We start from the raw sequence: 18,689 nt of genomic DNA, 5'->3' as shown, positions 1-18,689 counted from the left end.
TCCGGACATCGGACAGCACGGGTTCCGGTGCGGGTAGGCTCGGGCGGGACTTGTGCGAGCTGTGGAGTTGAGCCTGTTCGATGGTGGGGTCCGAGCTTCGACGTGATCCGGACGCGCAGCCGGGCACCCAGATCAAGCCCGTCGTCTGGGCTGCCGGGGCGCTCGGCGTTTGCGCGCTGGCGTTGGCCGCGGTGGCCATTCCGCTCGACGCCGTGGTCTTCGGGATGCCGGTTCCGCTGGCCTTCGTGCTCGGTGCCGCGCAGCCCGCGGCGATCGTTCTCGCGCTCTTCCACCCGCGGTCGGCTGCCGGGATCTCCTGCGCCGCCGTGTTCGTGCTGGCGGCCGCGGTGGGCGATGTGGGCGTGTGGCCGGTTTCGGTCACGACGCTGATCGGGCACGCGCTGCTGGTCGGGGTGCTCGGCGCGCAACCTTCCTGGCCGGTCGGGCTGTGGTGCTGGGGCGGCGGTGTGGTGGCCGCTTTCGGCGCCGCCGCTCTCGTGCCGCACACCACGTCGACGGGTGCGGTGATCGGCAACCTCTTCCTGTTCGGCTCCGTCACCGCAGGCACCTTCGCCCTCGCGATGTTCGTCCGGCAGTGGCGGCGGATCTCCTCGCAACTGGTGCAGGAGCGCAGGCTCAGCGCCGACGAGCACGCCAAGCGGGTGATCGCCGAGGAGAAGACGCGGGTCGCGCGCGAGCTGCACGACGTGATCGCGCACAGCATGTCGCTGATCAACGTGCAGGCGACCACCGCGCAGTACCGGCATCCGGGGCTCGACCCGGCGATCGGCGCGGAGTTCGACGAGATGGCGGCGGCTTCGCGGCAGGCGCTGGGCGAGATGCGCAGCGTGCTGGGAGTTCTGCGCAGCACCCAGACCGACGGCGAACTGGTTCCGCAGCCGGGCCTGGACCGCATCCCGGAGCTGATCGACAGCGCCCGCCGGGCGGGCGTGGACATCACCGCGCACGGCGCTGAACTGCTGGACGAGCGCGCGGGAAGCGAGATCGCCGGTATCGCGGCGTTCCGGATCGTGCAGGAGGCCTTGAGCAACGTGACCAGGCACGCCCCTGGTGCGCGCACGGAAGTCCGCTTCGAGCGGTCCGGTGACGAGCTGACGATCACCGTGCGCAACGGGGCGCCGGAGCGAACTGCGAACCCGGTGCAGGGCGGCGGGCACGGGCTGGTCGGCATGCAGGAGCGGGCCGCGATCGTGCGCGGCGAGCTCCGGTTCGGCCACCTCGACGACGGCGGTTACGAAGTACGAGCGGTTCTCCCGCTGCACAGCAACGATTCGCAGGAGCAGGACAGTTCATGACCATCAAGGTGCTCGTCGTCGACGACCAGGCGATGGTGCGGGCCGGGTTCGCCGCGCTGCTCGGCGCGCAGCCCGACATGGAAGTGGTCGGGGAAGCCGACAACGGCGCTCGCGCGATCGAGCTCTCCCACGCCCACCAGCCCGACGTCGTGGTGATGGACGTGCGGATGCCGGTGCTCAACGGGATCGACACCACGCGGCAGCTGATGAACCCGCCGGAATCGGTGGAGCACGTGCCGCGCGTGCTGATGCTCACGACCTTCGACATCGACGACTACGTGTACGAGGCGATCCGGGCCGGTGCCAGCGGGTTCCTGCTCAAGGACGCGCTGCCCGCCGATCTCGTGTCGGCGGTGCGCGTGGTCGCCGCCGGTGAGGCGCTGCTGGCGCCGACGGTGACGCGGCGGATGATCGAGCACTTCGCCCGCTCGGCCCCGCCGCGCCAGAGCACCGCGCCGCGGCTGGAGGCGCTCACCGAGCGGGAGCGCGAGGTGCTCACCCTCGTCGCGCAGGGGTTTTCGAACAGCGAGATCGCCGTTGCGCTGTTCATCGCCGAGCAGACGGTGAAGAGCCACGTCAGCCGCATCATCGGCAAGCTCGGGATTCGCGACCGGGTGCAGGCCGTCATCGTCGCTTACGAGTGCGGGCTGGTCTCCGCCAACGGCACCTGAGGCATCGGAACGCGTTCAACTCGCAGCCTCAGGACGTCCGCGCGCACGGCCGTGCAGCCCTGGATCGGCAGTACCGGTGGGGGACGAATTCGCCGCACCCCCTACCGCGGTACGGGGTGCGAATGCGCTCTCCGGACCGACGCGAATTCCGGTGCTGAATTCATACGCTCTTCCCGGTCCGGAATTCGTCCGGACCCGTTCACGGGGAGAAGCGGCAGTGACCATTTTGCGCGCACCTATCGCACCGGCGGCGAAAGCCGCTCCAGCACCGTGCCGCGACCGGGTGCTCGACCTGGTCCGCGCCGGATGCCTGGTCGTGGTGGTCGTCCTGCACGCCATGATGGCGGGCATCGAGGTCGGCGAATCGGGAATCCAGATCCGCAACGCGCTGGAGAACCAGCAGTGGTTCACCCCGGTTTCCTGGGTCATCCAGGTGATGCCGCTGTTCTTCATCGTCGGCGGATTCGCCGGCATCACGCAATGGCGCCGAATGCGCGACAACGGGGCGGCGCCCGCTGATTTCGTCCGGGCCCGGCTGGTCCGGCTCTCCCGGCCCGCACTCGTCGCCTTCGCCGCGATCGCAGCCGCGCTGGCGGTGGCGACCGCGGCCGGAGCACCTGCGGACCTGCTCGCGCAGGTCGGCTTCCGGATGGGGCAGCCGATGTGGTTCATCGGGGTCTACCTGGGAATCTCCGCGCTGGTCCCGCTTCTGGGCCGACTGCACGAGCGCGCGCCGCGGGTGACGCTGGCGGTGCTCGTCGCGTGCGCCCTCGGCGTCGATCAGCTGGCGATCGCCACCGGAGTCCCGGCGATCGGGTTCGCCAACCTGGCGTTCGTCTGGCTGGCCGTCCAGCAGATCGGCTTCTGGTACGCCGACGGCTGGTTCCGGTTCCGCACGGACGGCCAGCTGCTGACCGGCGCGCTCGGCGCGTTCGCGCTGCTGCTGGCCGGTACGACCAGCGGCCTCTACCCGGCGGACATGCTGGCCAACCTCAACCCGCCGACCGCGAACCTGGTGCTGCTCGGCGTCGTCCAGGTGTGCCTGCTGGCGCGGTTCACCGAACGACTGGCGGTCTTCGTGGAACGGCCGGGAGTGCGCTCCGCGGTCGACGCGGTCGGCAAGCACTCGCTGACCGTCTACCTCTGGCACATGCCCGCCCTGGTCCTGTTCGCCGCGGTTCTGCTGGTGCTGGGGCTGCCCTGGCCCGAACCGCTCGGCGTCGAGTGGTGGATGACCCGCGGTTCGTGGCTGGCTGGCGTCGCCCTGGTCCTCATCCCGCTCACCGCGCGGCTCGGCCGGTTCGAGCGCGGATCCACCGGAACTCCGCGCCGCGCACGAGGACTGGCTCCCGCCGGTGTGCTGGTCGCCATCGCGGCCGTCGTCGCGGTGCTGGTGTCCGGGTTCACCGTCATCTCGACCGCGATCGCCGCGGTCCTGCTCCTGATCGCCCTGCGCATGCAGCACGGCCCGAGCCGGATGTGACCACAGTGGACATGGGGGAGCCGTGCGAATCGCGCGGCTCCCCGCCGCACTCGCCGGTCACGCGCCACCGCTGCGGCGGCCGACGGGCAGTAGCATTCGCCGCATGTCGCAGACCCGGGAACAGGTCACCGAGCCGAGCCGGAAGGCCGCCCTCGTGGTCGGTCTGTGCTGGCTCACCGTGGTGTTCGACGGGTACGACCTGATCGTCTACGGCGCGGTGCTGCCGGAGCTGCTGCGCGAACCCGGCTGGGCGCTCACCGCCGGGACCGCCGGCCTGCTGGGCAGCCTGGCCTTCGCGGGCATGCTGGTCGGCGCGCTGGTCGCGGGAGTGCTCTCGGACCGCATCGGCCGTCGACGCGCGATGCTGCTGTGCACGGTCTGGTTCTCGGTCTGCACGGTGCTCTGCGGCTTCGCCTGGGATCCGGAATCTTTCGGCGCGCTGCGCTTCCTCGCCGGGCTCGGGCTCGGCGGGCTGGTGCCTTCGGTGAACGCGCTCGCCGCCGAGTTCGTCGCCCCGCACCGCCGGTCGCTGGTCTCCACGCTGATGATGTCCGGCGTGCCGATCGGGGGCAGCGCCGCATCGGTGCTGGGCATCTGGCTGATCCCGAACTGGGGTTGGCGCAGCATGTTCGGCGTGGGGGCGGCCGGTGTGCTCGTGGCGGTGCTGTGCTGGCGGCTGGTCCCGGAAACGGCCGCTTACCACCGGTCCCGCGGAGAGCACGAGCGCGCTGCGGCGGTCGAGCGCGAGTTCGGTGCCGTTGCGGAGAATTCCACCGAGCACCAGCCCGCCAGCGGATTGTTCGCCCGGGCGCACCTCGCGGCGACCGCGCTGTTCGCGCTGTCGACGTTGATGGTCCTGTTCGCCTGGTTCGGCCTGGGCACCTGGTTGCCGCAGCTGATGCGGCAGTCCGGCTTCGACCTCGGCTCCGCGCTGACCTTCCTGCTGGCGCTGAACCTGGGTGCGGTGGCCGGATCGCTGCTGACCGCGTGGGCGGGCGACCGGTTCGGCCCGGTGCGCGTAGGCGCGGTGGCGGCCGTGATCGCCGCGCTCGCCCTGGCCGGGCTCATCGCGCACCCGCCGAACGCGATCACCTACGGGTTGCTGGTGCTGGCCGGTGTCGGCACGCACGGCACGCAGTGCCTGATCATCGCCGGAGTCGCGAACCACTACCCGGCGCGGCTGCGGGGCACCGCGCTGGGCTCGGCGCTGGGAGTGGGCCGCATCGGAGCCGTGGCCGCGCCGCAGGTCGGCGGGCTGCTGCTGGCCGCCGGTCTCGGAGTCGGCGCGAACTTCCTGGCGTTCGCGGTGGCCGCGGCGTTCGCCGGGGTCCTGCTCTGGGCGTGCCCGCGGCAGGAGGTCGCGGCGTAGCTCGCGAGGTGCGGGGAGATCCCATCAGACGCGGCTGGCGCTTGTGCGGCCCCGGCAGAACCCATCGAAGCTTCCCGCTCGGGAACTGTTCAGCGGCAGGAGGTTTCGAAGGGGGTGCCGGTGCTCCAGGCGATGGCCTTCTGCTCGACTTGGCCGTCCGGTTTCAGCAGCATGATCGGCAGGGCCTTGCCGATCGGGTTGCCGTGGCTCTCCGGGGTGTAGATGAGCTTGCCGGTGGCGCCGTGCAGCGGGCTGTCGCAGGTGTAGGACAGGTCGATCCAGTCGGCCACCAGTTCGGTGTTCCTTCCGACGTCGGCGACCTGGCGCGCGGCGCCCACCGAGAGCAGCAGTGCGTCGTGGTGCGACATCGCGTAGCCGTCCCGCAGGTCGTCGTTGAGACCCGTCGCCCGGAAGGCCTTGGCGAAGGCCTCGTAGTTGTCCTGGTTCGTGGTGTCACCGGTGTGCTTCCACATGTCGGCCGTCGCCACGCTCGTGTAGTAGACGTTGGCCTTGACGCCCTGCATCTCCGGCAACGGCCCGCCCAGCAGGCTGGGCGCGTCGTCGCTGGTCAGGACATCGAACTCGGAAAGGCCGTCGCAGGCGCCGCCTTGCCCCACCGCGCGCAGGAAGGCCCTGAGATCCGCGCCGCGGCCGGCGAAGAAGACCAGGTCCGGGCTCTCCTGGCACATCCGCGTGTGGATCCGGTGGAACTGCGGCTGGAGGTAGATGTCGCGGTTGGTGCCCTGGCCCTCCAGCTGTTCCGACGGCGAGGTGAAGATCGCCTCGCTGAGACCGGGGCTGTCGGCGAAACCGTTCTGGTAGGCCGTCCGGAACGCATCGCCGAGGGAGTTCGCGTAGATGTCGTCGCTGTTGTCGTCGCGGACCAGCATCACCTTCCGGTAGTCGCGGCCGCGCAGGTAGGACACCGCCGCGTTCGCGGCATCGGTGTTGGTCGGCGTGATGCGGTAGAACCGCTCGATGAACTGCCCGGTGCCCGGGACCCGGTTCATCTCGTCCCCGCTGGCCACCGTGGTGACCACGGCGATCTTGTGGTCCGACAGCGTGCTGGCGGCCTCGCGGGTCGCGGCCAGGCTCTGCCCGATGCCGATGACCGCCACGATGCGCTGCTCGTCGCGATGATCGATGATCTGCCGCACGGCTTCGGCCTGCTGGCGGGCTTCGCCGCCGTAGTTGGCCAGCAGCAGCTTGACCCGCGGCCGCTGCGAACCCACGACCGCGGTGTCGTTCACCCGCTGCTGGGCGGTGATCGCGCCCATGATGCCGTGGTGCACGTTGAGCAGCGCGACGCTGTCCGATGTGGAGTCCGGGGCCATGCTGTTGAGCACCACGACGGTGATGAAGTCGGGCTCGGTGATCCGGGCGTTCTGGTCGGCGATCCGCTGCTGCAGGTCGTTCATGGTCTCGTCGGCGGAGAACGGCGTCATGTCCAGGCTCAGCCCGACGCACTGGCCGTCGGCCTCCACCATGCCCGCGCCGCAGCGCTCCCACGGCCGCCACCACGTCAGCCCGCCTGCCACCACCGCCAGCACCAGCAGCGCCGAGATCGTCTTGTGCCGCCGCCACCACGGCCAGGGTCGCATCGGGCCGCGTGTCGACTGGGGTGATCGAGTCATCGCCAGGTCCAATCCGTCGGTTGCTAGAAGAGCCTTTCCGTCTGGCGCGCGGCCTCGTAGAGCGCGGCGACGTCGGAGCGCCGGGACAGCGGGGCGAGCTCGCGGAAGCACTGCGCCACCACGCGCTTGCGCTCGTCGTCCGGTCCGACCAGCGGGTTGGCCAGCAGCCAGGCCGCCGCGACCAGCCGGGCCAGCACGTTGCGCACCATCGAGCGGTCCTCGGCGCCGCCGCGCAGGTCTTCCTCGACCAGCGCCTGGTAGAGCGCGTCGTGGCCGAGGTCCAGCGGTTTGTCGTCCGGTGCTCCGGTCACCAGCGTCAGCAGGTCCACCCAGTCCTGGTGCGGGATCCGGTCGAACCGCTCCTCCAGCATGTCCACGACGGCGGAGAACTCGCCCAGCGCCAGCAGGCAGTAGGCGCGCCGCTCCGGATCGCGCCGCACGCTGGAGTCCTCCAGCATCGCCCGGAACTGCACCTCGTAGGACGGCTCCCCGGTGCGGGCGGCCAGCGCGGACAGCAGGGTCCGGGCGATCCACGGGTGCATGACGGTGTGGTCCTCGGTGCCGCCGCGGCGTTCCGGGGCGATCACCCACAGCGCGGTGCGCAGTTCGGTGAGGATGCGTCCGATCTCCGGCTGCGAGACCAGGCCCGCCGACTCCGCGGGCACCAGCCACGGCGCGGTGGCCCACGCCGCGGCGGTGACGAACTCCTCGATGCCGACGTCCACCAGGTGGTGCGAGAGCCGCAGCTCTTCGAGGCGTTCCTGGCAGCTGCGGGCTTCGGCCGGATCGTCGGGCCACAGCACGTCGCGCCGCTGCCGGTCCAGCCCGCGTCCGTTGAGCAGGGCCTTGATCGCGTGCACGGCGTGCGGCAGTCCGCCGCTGGCGCGTTGCGCGAGCCTGGCGGCGGGGGAGCGGACGCCGGTGCCGAGGATCCGGGCGGTCTCCTCTATCTTCAGCGGTTCCAGCAGCACCGGGAGGTAGGGCGCGGTCGGTCGCCGCTGCGCCGGATCGGTGCGCCAGTGACCGGTGCTCGGGCAGCGCGGCACCACCGAGACGTCGTCGGGCAGGCTGTCGACCGACTTCCACGGCGGGTGCCAGTCGGACTCCCACTCCGGGTGCCAGCGGCCGCTGGTGGCGACGAGCAGCAGCGGATCGTGCTCCTCGTGCTGGCGCAGGTGCCGTTCGCGGGCGGCGGTGATGTCCTCCAGGAAGCGGAACCCGTTGCCGTGGTCGACGTTGTCCAGCAGCACGACCCAGTTGTGCAGGTGCGGCTGGCGGGCCGGGTTCAGGCACGAGCACGGGCTCTTGGGCTCGGGTTTGGCCAGCACCGGATGGCTCTCCCGCACGTCGGCCAGGAACGCCGAGGTCAGCCAGCTGGTCCGCTCGGCGGAATCGGCCCTGGCCCGGATGCTGAGCTGGATCAGGGCGTCCAGCGGGCCGGCGCCCTCGGCCTCGGGGATGTCGGCGTGCCAGCGCTTGGCGTTGGACAGCGGTTTGCGCCCCAGGTGCCGGATCAGGGTGGGCAGCAGGTTGACGGTCGCCGCCAGCAGTGGGTCGAACAGCGGCTCGGCGGCGTCGGAGAGCTCCTGGACGATCTGTGCGATCCGGTCCGCGGACGGGTTCCGGGAGAACTCCCGGATCGCCCGGTCGATCTTGGCCCTGGCCTGCTCGCGGTCGTTCGGCAGCACCGCGTGCACGGCGATCAGGCCCAGCGCGAAGCGGGTGAACCGCGGTGGCTTGCGGGACGGCCAGCGGCGGGACAGCTCGAAGGCGATCTTGGCCAGCGCCTCGACCGTGGTCGGTGCCTCCGCGGCGAAGTCCAGCGGCTGGTTGTGCACGACGCCGCTGCCGCAGTCCCGCGAGATGGAGTTCAGCGCCTCGGTCTTGCCGGAGCCGGCGGGGCCCAGCAGCACGACCACCGGCTGCGGGCCCGCGGGCTCCCCGACCCGGCGGTTCCACAGCAGACGCCGGGTCAACGACGCGCTGTCGGTCAGCCTCCCCGGCTCGGCCATCCCCCGCACCCCCGCAGTAGTGATCTTCCCCCGGTGTGAGCCACGTTACTCGGCTCGTTCGCGTGGTGGTCCGGAAGGGAAAAAGCTGCCACGAGCGTTTCGGGGGCGCCCCGAAACGCTCACGGCAGCTCGGCGAGGATCTCGGCGACCAGGGTGCGGCCGGTGTCGATGGGTTCGGTGCTGTGGCTGAGCTTGGATCCGGCGACCGCTCCGTCGTAGATGACCTGGACCCGCTCAGCGAGCGGCTCGGGATCGTGCGCCCCGGCCTCGGTCAGCAGCGTCACCAGCAGGTCGCGCAGCCAGCTGCGGTGCCGGGCCACGGCCGCGACGACGGGGTGCTTCCGGTCGGGGAACTCGGTGGCGGCGTTGAGGTAGAGGCAGCCGCGGAAGCGCGACCTGTTCGCGGTCGTGCGCGCGAGGTCGAACAGCGCCAGCAGCCGGTCGGCCGGATCGTCCAGTCCGGCAACGGCTTTGGCGTAGCTGGCGCGGTCGAGCTCGTCCTGCCGGTCCACGTACGCCGCGATCAGCGCGTCTTTGGAGCCGAAGGCCTGGTACAGGCTCGCACGGGCCACCTGGGCCTCCGCCAGGACCCGGTCGACGCCGACCGCGCGGATGCCCTCCTTCGGGAACAGCTTCGCCGCCGCTGCCAGCAGTCGCTCCGACGGTGCGGCTGCGGCTCGTGTTGATGAGGCCACGACCACATCCTATGCCCACCGGCGTAGACAGAACGATCGGTCTATGCCTAGGGTGAGCGCATGCGGAACGTGGAACTCGTCGAGCGCCTCCAGGTGGACCTGCTCCGGGTCACCAGCGCCGCGTGTACGCCTGTCCGCGGCTGAGCGCTCGCGCCACCTCTCACCACCTCATCGGCCGGATCGGCTGAACCCCCTCGTCCACCGGTGCGCCTTCACCGCCGCGCGGACGGGTTCGCACGCCGTCGTCCGGTGTTCGCCCAACCCCAATTCCGGAGGGAAGAAGCATGTCGCTGTTCCTGTACGAGATCGTGCCCGCCGACGCCGGCCGCGACGGGATCGAGGCGCTGCTGCGCGAGATCGGCGGAGCCGCGTCGTCGGCCGGCGGCGAGGTCATCGAATCGCAGGTCACCGGCTCGCACGACCAGGTCTTCGTCGTCGTCGAGGCCGCGGATGCGGCGAGCCTGGGCACCGTCCTGACCGCCGAGCGGCTGGCCGGGGCGGCCGAGGTGGCGGGGCCGGACCAGGTCCGGCTGATCGGCGCGGAGCTGGCCGAGATCAAGGCGGCCCGGCCGAAGGCGGGCTACCTGGTCGAGTGGGACTTCCCGGCCGACCTGGACATGGACACCTACTTGAGCCGGAAGAAGGCGAACGCGCCGAAGTACGCCGAGGTTCCCGAGGTCAGCTTCCTGCGGACCTACGTCCGCGAGGACATGGTCAAGTGCCTGTGCCTGTACGACGCGCCGGACGAGGGCATCGTCCGCAAGGCGCGCGAAGTCGTCAACACCCCGATCGACCGGCTGCACGCGCTGGAGCGGGGCGAGCGATGAGCGCCCGACCGTCCACGCTGGACACATCGCTCGACTACCCCGGCCGCCAGGACGTGCTGGAGTTCTTCGCCCGGAAGGCGTCCGAAGTGGACCGGGGCGACTGCGACGTCCGCCCGGGACTCCGGCTGCTCGGCGAACTCGGGCTGCTCGACCTGGGCGCGCCCGACAACGCCGACGACCGGCTGGCCACCATGCTACTGGTCGTGGAGGACGTCGCGGCCGGCTGCCTGAGCTCCGGCTTCGCGCTGTGGGCGCAGCGCATGGTGATCGAATACCTCGGCCGCGGCAGCGACCGGCCGGCGGCGGCCCGGGAACTTCCCGCGCTGGCGCGGGGAACGGTCGTCGGCGCGACGGCGATGGCACCGGCGATGCGGCACGTCGCCGGTCTGGAACCGGTGCCGGTGATCGCCACGCGCACCACCGGCGGCGTCCGGCTGGACGGGCCGATCAGGTGGGCCTCGAACCTCTTCGACGAGGCGCTCGTGGTCGTCCCGGCCCGGTTCGACGACGGCAGCGGTGTGGTCGTGCAGCTGCGGACCGGCGATCCGGGCGTCACCGTGCACACCGCTCCGGAACTGCTGGCGCTGGGCGCGACCGCGTCCTCCTCGATCAGCCTCGACGGCGTCGAGATCCCCGCCGACGCGGTGCTCAGCGAGGACCTGACCGGCTTCGTCCGCTCCTTCCGGCCGACGTTCCTGCTGGTGCAGAGCGCCTTCTGCAGCGGGCTGGCCGGAGTGTCCCGGGAGCAGTCCAGGAAGCGGCTCACCGGGCTCAACGCGGAGTTCGGCCCGGACCTCGCCGACGTGGACGGCAGGCACGAGTCCGTGCGGCGGCGGCTCTTCGAGCACGCCCGCGATCCGCGGCGGGCCGGCGACCGCGAGCTGCTGCAACTGCGGCTCGACGCGGCGCGGGTCGCCGGGGACGCCACCCGGCTGGAAGCCGCGATCAGCGGTGGTGCCGGTTACGTCGCGGGCAGCGCGACCAGCAGGCGGCTGCGCGAGGCGGCGTTCCTCCCCGTGCAGGCTCCGACCGAAGGGCAGTTGAGGTGGGAACTCTCGCGGTCCGCGTGATCGGCGCGGGCAAGACCTACGGGCCGCGCACCCTCTTCCACGACCTCGACCTGGAGGTGGCCGACGGCGAGTTCCTCGTGGTCGTCGGGCCCAGCGGCGGCGGCAAGTCCACGCTGCTGCGGGTGCTCGCCGGACTTGAGCCGCTCGACGCCGGAACCGTCGAGTGGGGTGACGGCGCAGGCGGCAGGCCGCCCACCGGCGTCGTGTTCCAGCAGGCGCTGCTGATGCCGTGGCTGACCGTGCGGGACAACGTGCGCCTGGGCGGCGGTTACCGCGCCAACAGAGGGCGTTTCGAGGCCGACCGGGCCGATCGGCTGCTGGCCCGGTTCGGGCTGGCCGACCTCGCCGATTCCCATCCCGACCAGCTCTCCGGCGGCCAGGCGCAACGCGTCGCGATCGCCCGCGCCGCCGCGATCGGCCCGCGCCTGCTGCTGCTCGACGAGCCGTTCAGCGCGCTCGACCCGGGCACCAGGGGAGATCTCCAGCGGTGGCTGCGCACCACCACCCGGGAGCTGGAGCTGACCACGGTGCTGGTCACGCATGACGTGGACGAGGCGCTGCTGGTCGGCGACCGCATCGCGCTGCTCGACGGCTCGGGTGCGATCGGCCGCGTCTGGGAGAACGGCGCCGACAACGGTGCGCTCCGCGGGGAAATGCTGGCGCACTACGAGAAGGCGGGCGTGTCGTGAACCGGCGCACGCTGCTGCGCGGCGGTGCGGCGCTCGGCGCGCTCGGCGGCCTGGTGGGCATCGCCGACCTGGCCGCGCACGCAACCCGCCGCACGGTGGCCCCGAGCGATCGGCTGCGCGTCGGGTACCTGCCGATCACCGATGCCGCGCCGCTGCTGGTGGCGCACGGCAGCGGGCTCTTCGACGCGACGGGTGCCGGTGTCGAGCGGCCGGTGCGGTTCCGCGGCTGGGCGTCGCTGGCCGAGGCGTTCCTGAGCAGGCAGGTCGACGTCGTCCACCTGCTGATGCCCTTCGCCGTCCAGCTCCGGTACTCGCTGGGGGAGCAGGTGCGGATCCTGGCCTGGAACCACACCAACGGCTCCTCGCTGACCGTGCGCCGCGACATCCGCTCGCTCGACGAGCTCGCCGGGCGGCGGGTGGCGATCCCGTACTGGTGGTCGATCCACAACATCGTCCTGCAGGACGTGCTCCGGCGGGCCGGGCTGCGGCCGGTGGTGCGCGAGGAACCGTCCGCCGCGGCCGGAACCGTCGAGCTGGTGGTGATGAGCCCGGCGGACATGGTGCCCGCGCTGGACAGCGGATCCATCGGCGGCTACGTCGTCGCCGATCCGTTCAACGCCGTCGCGGAGATCAAGGGGATCGGGCGCATCCACCGCTTCATCGGCGACGTGTGGCGGGACCACGCGTGCTGCGTCGTGCTGGCCCACCAGGACCTCCTGGACGGCGATCCGCTGCGGGTGCAGGCGCTGGTCGACTCGATCGCCCTCGCCCAGCTGAGCATCGAGCAAGACCGCGGGCGCGCTGCGCGCGTGCTCTCCGGCGACCGCTACCTGCCGCAGCCGCTGCCCGCGATCACCAGGGCGCTGACCTACGACGGCTCGGGCCTGCACCACCCGGAGTGGTCCGGCCAGCGGATCGGGTTCCAGCCCTTCCCGTTCCCCGGCTACACCGCCGGTCTGATCCGCGCGATGCACGGCACCGCGGTCGACGGCGACACCGCGTTCCTGCGGCGGATCGACCCGGACCTCGCCCACGGCCAGCTGGTCGACGACCGCTTCGTGCGCAGGTCCATCGACCGGCTCGGCGGTCCCGCCGCGTTCGGGCTGCCCCACGACCTCCACCGCACCGAAGAGGTGAACCCGGCGTGACCGTCTCACCGCCGTCCCGCGCGCGTTGGATCGCGCCGGCCACCGCGATCGCCCTCGCCGTGCTGCTGTGGTGGTTCCTCACCACCGTGCTGGCCGGTGAGGACAGGCTGCTGAACTCCTTCGCGCCGCAGCACGCCGTTCCCGCGATCGCCGACCTGGCCCGGCGCGGCGTGCTGTTCGGCGACATCGCGGCGAGCCTGTGGCGGCTGCTCGGCGGGCTGCTGATCGCCGCCGCGATCGGCGTGCCGCTGGGCTTCGCGGTCGGGTCGCTGGCGGCGCTGGAGCGCGCCACCCGGCCGGTCTTCCAGTTCCTGCGCATGGTGTCGCCGCTGTCGTGGGCGCCGGTGGCCGTCGCGCTGTTCGGCATCGGGCACCGGCCGGTGGTCTTCCTGGTGGCGGCCGCGGCGCTGTGGCCGATCGTGCTCAACACCGCTGCGGGCGTGCACGCCGTCGACCCGGGGCACCGGCTCGTCGCCCGCTCGCTCGGCGCGACGAGGACCGAGGTGCTGACCAGCGTCGTGCTGCCCGCTTCCCGGGGCCACGTCCTCACCGGTGTGCGGGTTGCGCTCGGCATCGCCTGGGTGGTGCTCGTCCCGGCGGAGATGCTCGGCGTCGATTCCGGGCTCGGCTACCAGATCCTCAACGCCCGCGACCAGCTCGCCTACGACCAGATGATGGCCGTCATCCTGGTGATCGGCGTGCTCGGCTACCTCCTCGACGGCATCGCCCGCCGCGCGCTCGCCCACCGGCGGTAGCTCGCGCAATTCCGCGGCCGACCGCGCGGGAATTGAATCCGATCGCACGTTCTCCCGCAAGAGTGCCACCACCCGAGGGAGGTTTTTCATTCCGACGGGTAGATGATCTTGCTCGTGCGTCTCGTCGCGGAAATCCGTGGCTAGTATCGCGCCGGTCGATCAACCGGCCGATGCCGAGAATGCGAGGGTGGTTCGTATGAAGCTCCAGGTCTCGTCCACGAGGGAAAACCGCAGTGCTGCGCGCAGTGGCCAGGAAAGGACACCGGCGATGGCCGCTGCGGGATGCGCCTCCAGCTCCTCCGCCGCGACGCGTCCCGCGCGAGCCAAGAAGTAGCGGAAGTCGCTGAAGAGCCCCGGGTGCGAGCGTTCTCCCGCCCGGGGCGCCGGTCAGACCGAGAACGGGGAAGTCGTGGCGGTCGAGAACGAACTTGTTCCGCTGGCATTGCACGCCAATTCCTTTTCCGCGGCGACGCCGTGGTTCAATTCGACGGCCTACCGGCCCAATCAGGTTCGGCACGCCCACCTCGGGTGCGCCGAACAGGTCCGGCCGGCCGAAGAATTCCTGCTCGCCTCGCGGTTGCACCGGCACGACCGGGAAACCGCGAATTCGGTGGCCGACTACCTCGACGAGACGTTCACGGCCCTGATCGCCCGGACCGACGTGGAATCGGTGCCGGATGAGGAGCGGGTCGACCTGCCCGCGTCGTCACCGCTGGACCGCAGCCTGGACGAGCTCATCCAGCGGCGCGTCAGCGCCCGGTCGTTCAGCGCAGAACCCGTCGACCTGGCGGAGATCGCCACGTTGGTGCGCGCCGCGGGCGGCTGCACGCATCCGGCCGACGGCACCCGGCGCGTTCCGGGCCGCGCGGTGCCCAGCGCCGGTGGGCTGTTCCCGGTGGAGCTGCACGTCGTCGCGCTCCGGGTGACCGGGCTCGACCGCGGTGCCTACCGCTTCGCGCCCAGGCTGGACGCGTTCGACCACTACGGCGGTGCCACCGCGGTTCAGGCGCTGTTCGCCGACGGCCTGGGCGATTTCGGCGGGACCGCGCGCGAGGCCGCTTGCATCGCGCTCCTGGTGGGACGGCCGTGGCGGTCGATGCGCAAGTACGGCGCCCGGGGGTTGCGCTTCGTGCTGCACGAAGCCGGTGCGATGTCCGAGCACCTCCACCTCGCGGCGAACTCACTCGGACTGGCCAGCACGGACTGGGCCGGTTTCTACGACGAGCCGGCGAGCCGGGCGCTCGGGCTGGACGGTCTCTACCGAACGCTCCTGCACGCGGTGCTCATCGGCCGCCCCGACGAAGCGTGATTGGAGTACGGCACATGCACCTCACCGGTGCTCCCCGCCTCAAGCGGTCCTTCTCGATCGTCCCGCACAGCCCCGACGAGGTGGAACTGCGCTCGGGCGTGTGGAACTCGCTCTCGCACACCATCCGCGACCAGTCCGCATCGGGACGGCTCTTCACCCTGATCAACGGCTTGGACGGCACGGCGCTCGACGACCTCGCCGACGACGCGGGGACGAGCCGCGCGGAGGTCGACCAGCTGGTGGCCTACCTGCGAGATCTGGACGCCATCGAGGACACCCCGCGATCCGCGCTGGACCACTACCTCGACGACTACGCCCACGTGCTGCGCCCGGCCACCCCGCCCGAGCCACCGGTGGTGCGGCTGCTGGGGGACGGTGACCTCGTCGAGCAGCTGAACGGAATGCTGACCAGCAGCGATCCAGCGCTGGGCACCGCGGGCGGGACCGATCTCCAGCAGCTGCTCGACGACACCGGCTGGGCCGACCACCCGCTGAGCCTGCGCGAGCGGCTGGAACCGCTCGAGCACTGGCGGGGATCGTTGCTGGTGTGGGCCGACACCCGCATCGACCCGGTGCGCCTGGACCTGCTGAACCGGATCGCCCTGCACCTGCGGATCCCGTGGATCCACGGGGTGATCGACGGGCCGTTCCTGCACGTGGGGCCGACCTTCCTGCCCGGGGCCACCGCCTGCTACGCCTGCTTCGAGACCCGTGTCCTGATGGGACTGATCAATGCCGACGGCTACCTCCGCTACAAGCGCGCCCTGGCGCGCGCGGCGGCGAACGGGGGCCGCCCACCGCTGCTGCCCGCGGTGACCGGGCTGCTCACCTCCTACCTGGCCCTGGAAGTCATCAACTTCGCCCGCACCGGATCGAGCTTCACCGCGGGCAAGACGCTCGGCCTGCACCTGCCGACGTGGGAGATCGCGGTCAACGAGGTGCTCCCGCTGCCCGGCTGCCGCGTCTGCGCGCCGGCTCCGCAGCTGGCGGAGACGTCGCTGTACTTCGACGTGAAGGCGTGGCTCGATGAGCGGAACTGACCTGGCGCTCGCGCACCGCACCCTGCCGAAGCGCGCCCAGGCGGACGAGCTCGCCCGCCGCGCGGTGAGTCCCGTGTGCGGGCTGGTGCCCAACCTCGGCACGACCTTCCGCAGGCGCCACGGGCTGCGCTTCGCGCTCACCGCGACCGAACCCCGGGGCCTCCACCAGCTCGTCGGTGCGCCACCGGTGCGGCCGGGCTCGTTGCACGTCGGCGCTTGCGGTCCCGACGTCGAGGACAACCGGATCCGCACCATCGCCGAATCGGTCGAGCGCTACTCGCACTTCGCGTTCCCCGCGCACCAGCGCGAGAACTTCGTCTTCGCCGCCCGCAGCGATCTGGTGGCCAGCGGTGAGCCGGTCGTCGGCACGACGGCGCTGGAAGTCTTCGCCGAGCTCCAGTTCGCCGATCCGGACTTCCCCTTCGAACCGTTCGATCCCGATGCGCCGATGAGCTGGATGCCGATGACGTCGCTGGTCGGCGGCGAGGACCTGCTCGTCCCCGCGCAACTGCTGCTGGTGGGCTACCAGATTCGCGACCACGACGGTGAGCCGTACGTCCAGAGCGCGGTGACGACCGGCACGGCGGTGCACACCGATCCGGTCAAAGCGCTGCTCAACGCGCTCCAGGAGCTCGTCCAGCTGGACGCGGTCATGGGGCACTGGCACACCGCGGTGCCCTCCGCCCGGATCGGCTGGGACCGGCGGACGCGAGCCCTGCGCCACCTCGTCGACGAGCACTGGAGCCCGCGGTTCCCCGACCCGGAGTTCCACCTCCTGCCCAGCCCCGACCTCCCCGGCTTCACGGTCGCCTGCCTGGTCCGCGGGCGGGCGGGGCACGGCCCGGCGATCGTGCTGGGACTGGGCACGGACGGCAAGCTGACCGCAGCGATGTACAAGGCGCTCGTCGAAGCGTCGGCGATGGTCGCCCTGGGCACGTGGCAGGACGGCCCCGCCGAACCGGGCTTCTTCGACCTGGACAGCAACATCGCGCACTACGCGGACCCGGTCAACGCCCAGGTGGTCGAGGAGCGGTTCGCGAACTGCACCTCGTCGCAGGCCTCCGACCTGCCCGCCGACACCACCACCGACCCGTCCGAAGCAGCCCGGCACCTGATCGCCGCCTTCCGCGATTCCGGGAAACGCCTGCTGCACGCCGACCTCACGACTCCCGACGTCCAGCAGCTCGGTTTCCACGCCCAGCGGGTGTGGTCGCCGGACGTGCTGCTGCTCTCGCTGCCCGGCGCGCCGCCGCTGCGGCATCCCCGCTTCGACGCCTACGGCGGATTCAGCAACCAACGACCGCATCCCTACCCGTGATCAGGTCATGCCGAAGGTCAGCCGCATGTCGACGACCTGCTCACCGGCCACCCAGGCCAGCGGCGCGTAGTGCTCCACGACGCCGAGCGGCGGCCGCAGCAGCGGGCGCCCGGCCGGATCGGTCGGCCACTCCACGTCGCCGGTGGCCGTGCGGGCGGGCACGATCCAGTGGTCACCGCTGCGGTACTCGGATTCGGTGCGGTGGAAGAAGATCTCCACGCCGTCCTCCAGCGGGAGCCACCGGCCCTCCTCGACCGGGACCGCTCCGCCGCGGGTGCCGTGGTGGTCCCAGCGGCGCAGGAACGGGTGCCGCTCCGGGCGGTGCGGGACGGCCGGTTCCGCGGACAGCCGCACCCGCCGCTCCGGCAGGTCGAGCTCCTCGACGCGCAGCAGCGGCCGCGGTTCCCGGCGGCTGGTGAGGGCGGTGTCGAGGAACTCGACGAAGTCGCCGACGTCGAGGTCGAGCTTGGTGTCGCCGCCCAGCGACGCCAGGTCCACCCAGGTGCCGTCGACGTCGTCGACGCCGAACACGACCGAGCCGTTCTCCCGCGACCACTTGAAGGTCGCCTCCGCCGCCGGACCGCCGTCGTGGACCTCCACGCGGTAGAGCTGGTTCTCGGGCCCGCGGTAGCGCGCATCGGGCCGCAGCACGCACGGATCGTCGGCGTCGTCGGGCCGCTGCGCGCGGACGGCGAGCCGGGCCGGGTTCTCGGCGCGCCCGCGCACCCACTCGTCGAAGGACTGCTCGACCGCGCCGATCGGCGCGTCGGCGTTGCGCACCTGGAGCTCCGAGCTCGGCAGCGCCAGCACCTGCCAGACCACCTTGATCCGCGCCGAAGTGTCCGCGCCCAGCGCGACTTCCCGCAGCTCGGGGTCCTCGGCCGCGGTGACCAGCCGCTCCCACACCTTCAGGTACACCAGGTACGGCGCCTCGGCGGGCAGCCGGTCACCGGGCAGCTCCGGGTCGCGGAACCCGTCGGGCTGGTCCCAGTACGTCCAGGGGCCCGGCGGATCCGGTGGCGCGGGATCGCCTTCCTCCGGCACCGGGATCCCCGGTTCGGGCCGGTGCGCGTCGCAGAGGATGCCGCCGACGTAGTAGCGGCCCGGCCCGATGGACAGGTCGTCCAGTCCGTGCCTGCCCGCCAGGCGCTCGATCTTGAACCCGGCGGAGGCGGCCGGACCGCCGTGCGGGCCGATCAGGTCGACGAGCGCGATCCGGTGCTGGTAGAGCTGGTTGAGGACCTGCTCGTTGAGGTCGGCGTCGACCTGGACCCGGCCCTGCTGGGCGATCACCGCCGAGTAGCCGCGCTCCGGGTGGAAGGTGATCCGGGACAAGTCTGCGTGCATGGCAGG

At 71.7% G+C, this 18,689-nt stretch carries 16 protein-coding genes; 12 read left to right on the top strand and 4 right to left on the bottom strand.

Going from position 1 to position 18,689, the window contains the following annotated elements; all coding sequences use genetic code 11:
* Positions 1–80 precede the first annotated feature (80 nt).
* From OU416_RS07655 to OU416_RS07640, 4 genes are all read left to right on the top strand, one after another.
* Positions 81–1,316 (top strand): sensor histidine kinase, encoded by a 1,236-nt coding sequence (locus OU416_RS07655; protein ID WP_270926139.1) that lies wholly within the window; start codon positions 81–83, stop codon positions 1,314–1,316.
* Positions 1,313–1,987 (top strand): response regulator, encoded by a 675-nt coding sequence (locus OU416_RS07650; protein WP_270926138.1) that lies wholly within the window; start codon positions 1,313–1,315, stop codon positions 1,985–1,987. Before OU416_RS07655 ends, OU416_RS07650 begins: the two co-directional genes overlap by 4 nt.
* A gap of 217 nt (positions 1,988–2,204) precedes the next feature.
* The gene (locus OU416_RS07645) at positions 2,205–3,470 is read left to right on the top strand and encodes an acyltransferase family protein (protein WP_270926137.1); all 1,266 of its coding nucleotides are present in this window, start codon (positions 2,205–2,207) and stop codon (positions 3,468–3,470) included.
* A 103-nt stretch (positions 3,471–3,573) separates the two neighbouring features.
* The gene (locus OU416_RS07640; RefSeq protein ID WP_270926136.1) at positions 3,574–4,839 is read left to right on the top strand and encodes an MFS transporter; all 1,266 of its coding nucleotides are present in this window, start codon (positions 3,574–3,576) and stop codon (positions 4,837–4,839) included.
* A gap of 89 nt (positions 4,840–4,928) precedes the next feature.
* On the opposite strand, the gene OU416_RS07635 is transcribed toward OU416_RS07640, so the two are convergent.
* From OU416_RS07635 to OU416_RS07625, 3 genes are all read right to left on the bottom strand, one after another.
* A complete protein-coding gene (locus OU416_RS07635) occupies positions 4,929–6,440 on the bottom strand; it encodes an ABC transporter substrate-binding protein (RefSeq protein WP_270926135.1) in 1,512 nt (503 codons plus the stop codon).
* A 56-nt stretch (positions 6,441–6,496) separates the two neighbouring features.
* A complete protein-coding gene (locus tag OU416_RS07630) occupies positions 6,497–8,485 on the bottom strand; it encodes a hypothetical protein (RefSeq protein ID WP_270926134.1) in 1,989 nt (662 codons plus the stop codon).
* A gap of 119 nt (positions 8,486–8,604) precedes the next feature.
* Positions 8,605–9,180 (bottom strand): TetR/AcrR family transcriptional regulator, encoded by a 576-nt coding sequence (locus OU416_RS07625; protein WP_270926133.1) that lies wholly within the window; start codon positions 9,178–9,180, stop codon positions 8,605–8,607.
* 284 nt (positions 9,181–9,464) lie between these two features.
* Here OU416_RS07625 and OU416_RS07620 point away from each other — a divergent pair, with 284 nt between their 5' ends.
* From OU416_RS07620 to OU416_RS07585, 8 genes are all read left to right on the top strand, one after another.
* Positions 9,465–10,007 carry a DUF4242 domain-containing protein gene (locus OU416_RS07620; RefSeq protein ID WP_270926132.1) on the top strand — a complete coding sequence of 181 codons (543 nt, stop codon included), beginning with the start codon at positions 9,465–9,467 and terminating at the stop codon, positions 10,005–10,007.
* Entirely contained in the window at positions 10,004–11,077 is a 1,074-nt protein-coding gene (locus OU416_RS07615; RefSeq protein WP_270926131.1) for an acyl-CoA dehydrogenase family protein, read from the top strand. The genes OU416_RS07620 and OU416_RS07615 overlap by 4 nt, the downstream gene beginning before the upstream one ends.
* Positions 11,053–11,766 carry an ABC transporter ATP-binding protein gene (locus tag OU416_RS07610; RefSeq protein ID WP_270926130.1) on the top strand — a complete coding sequence of 238 codons (714 nt, stop codon included), beginning with the start codon at positions 11,053–11,055 and terminating at the stop codon, positions 11,764–11,766. Before OU416_RS07615 ends, OU416_RS07610 begins: the two co-directional genes overlap by 25 nt.
* Entirely contained in the window at positions 11,763–12,914 is a 1,152-nt protein-coding gene (locus tag OU416_RS07605; RefSeq protein ID WP_270926129.1) for an ABC transporter substrate-binding protein, read from the top strand. The genes OU416_RS07610 and OU416_RS07605 overlap by 4 nt, the downstream gene beginning before the upstream one ends.
* On the top strand, positions 12,911–13,669 hold the full coding sequence (locus tag OU416_RS07600; RefSeq protein ID WP_270926128.1) for an ABC transporter permease: 759 nt from the start codon (positions 12,911–12,913) through the stop codon (positions 13,667–13,669). Before OU416_RS07605 ends, OU416_RS07600 begins: the two co-directional genes overlap by 4 nt.
* Before the next feature lie 610 nt (positions 13,670–14,279).
* Positions 14,280–14,978 carry a SagB/ThcOx family dehydrogenase gene (locus OU416_RS07595; protein WP_270926127.1) on the top strand — a complete coding sequence of 233 codons (699 nt, stop codon included), beginning with the start codon at positions 14,280–14,282 and terminating at the stop codon, positions 14,976–14,978.
* 14 nt (positions 14,979–14,992) lie between these two features.
* Positions 14,993–16,018 (top strand): TOMM precursor leader peptide-binding protein, encoded by a 1,026-nt coding sequence (locus tag OU416_RS07590; protein ID WP_270926126.1) that lies wholly within the window; start codon positions 14,993–14,995, stop codon positions 16,016–16,018.
* Positions 16,005–17,336, top strand: coding sequence for a YcaO-like family protein (locus tag OU416_RS07585; RefSeq protein ID WP_270926125.1), 1,332 nt, complete (start codon positions 16,005–16,007; stop codon positions 17,334–17,336). Before OU416_RS07590 ends, OU416_RS07585 begins: the two co-directional genes overlap by 14 nt.
* On the opposite strand, the gene OU416_RS07580 is transcribed toward OU416_RS07585, so the two are convergent.
* Positions 17,337–18,683, bottom strand: coding sequence for a DUF6519 domain-containing protein (locus OU416_RS07580; RefSeq protein WP_270926124.1), 1,347 nt, complete (start codon positions 18,681–18,683; stop codon positions 17,337–17,339). It lies immediately after the preceding gene.
* Between the last annotated feature and the right edge of the window lie 6 nt (positions 18,684–18,689).

The organism is Saccharopolyspora indica (assembly GCF_027853965.1).
GTDB lineage: Bacteria > Actinomycetota > Actinomycetes > Mycobacteriales > Pseudonocardiaceae > Saccharopolyspora > Saccharopolyspora indica.
The sequence above is the reverse complement of the archived record's forward strand: the minus strand, read 5'-3'. Positions and strand labels throughout refer to the sequence as shown.

Coding starts and splice junctions, on each gene's coding strand:
- OU416_RS07630 (WP_270926134.1), bottom strand. CDS start 8,485: ATGGCCGAGCCGGGGAGGCTGACCGACAGCGCGTCGTTGACCCGGCGT.
- OU416_RS07590 (WP_270926126.1), top strand. CDS start 14,993: ATGCACCTCACCGGTGCTCCCCGCCTCAAGCGGTCCTTCTCGATCGTC.
- OU416_RS07585 (WP_270926125.1), top strand. CDS start 16,005: ATGAGCGGAACTGACCTGGCGCTCGCGCACCGCACCCTGCCGAAGCGC.
- OU416_RS07640 (WP_270926136.1), top strand. CDS start 3,574: ATGTCGCAGACCCGGGAACAGGTCACCGAGCCGAGCCGGAAGGCCGCC.
- OU416_RS07635 (WP_270926135.1), bottom strand. CDS start 6,440: ATGCGACCCTGGCCGTGGTGGCGGCGGCACAAGACGATCTCGGCGCTG.
- OU416_RS07580 (WP_270926124.1), bottom strand. CDS start 18,683: ATGCACGCAGACTTGTCCCGGATCACCTTCCACCCGGAGCGCGGCTAC.
- OU416_RS07650 (WP_270926138.1), top strand. CDS start 1,313: ATGACCATCAAGGTGCTCGTCGTCGACGACCAGGCGATGGTGCGGGCC.
- OU416_RS07655 (WP_270926139.1), top strand. CDS start 81: ATGGTGGGGTCCGAGCTTCGACGTGATCCGGACGCGCAGCCGGGCACC.
- OU416_RS07620 (WP_270926132.1), top strand. CDS start 9,465: ATGTCGCTGTTCCTGTACGAGATCGTGCCCGCCGACGCCGGCCGCGAC.
- OU416_RS07615 (WP_270926131.1), top strand. CDS start 10,004: ATGAGCGCCCGACCGTCCACGCTGGACACATCGCTCGACTACCCCGGC.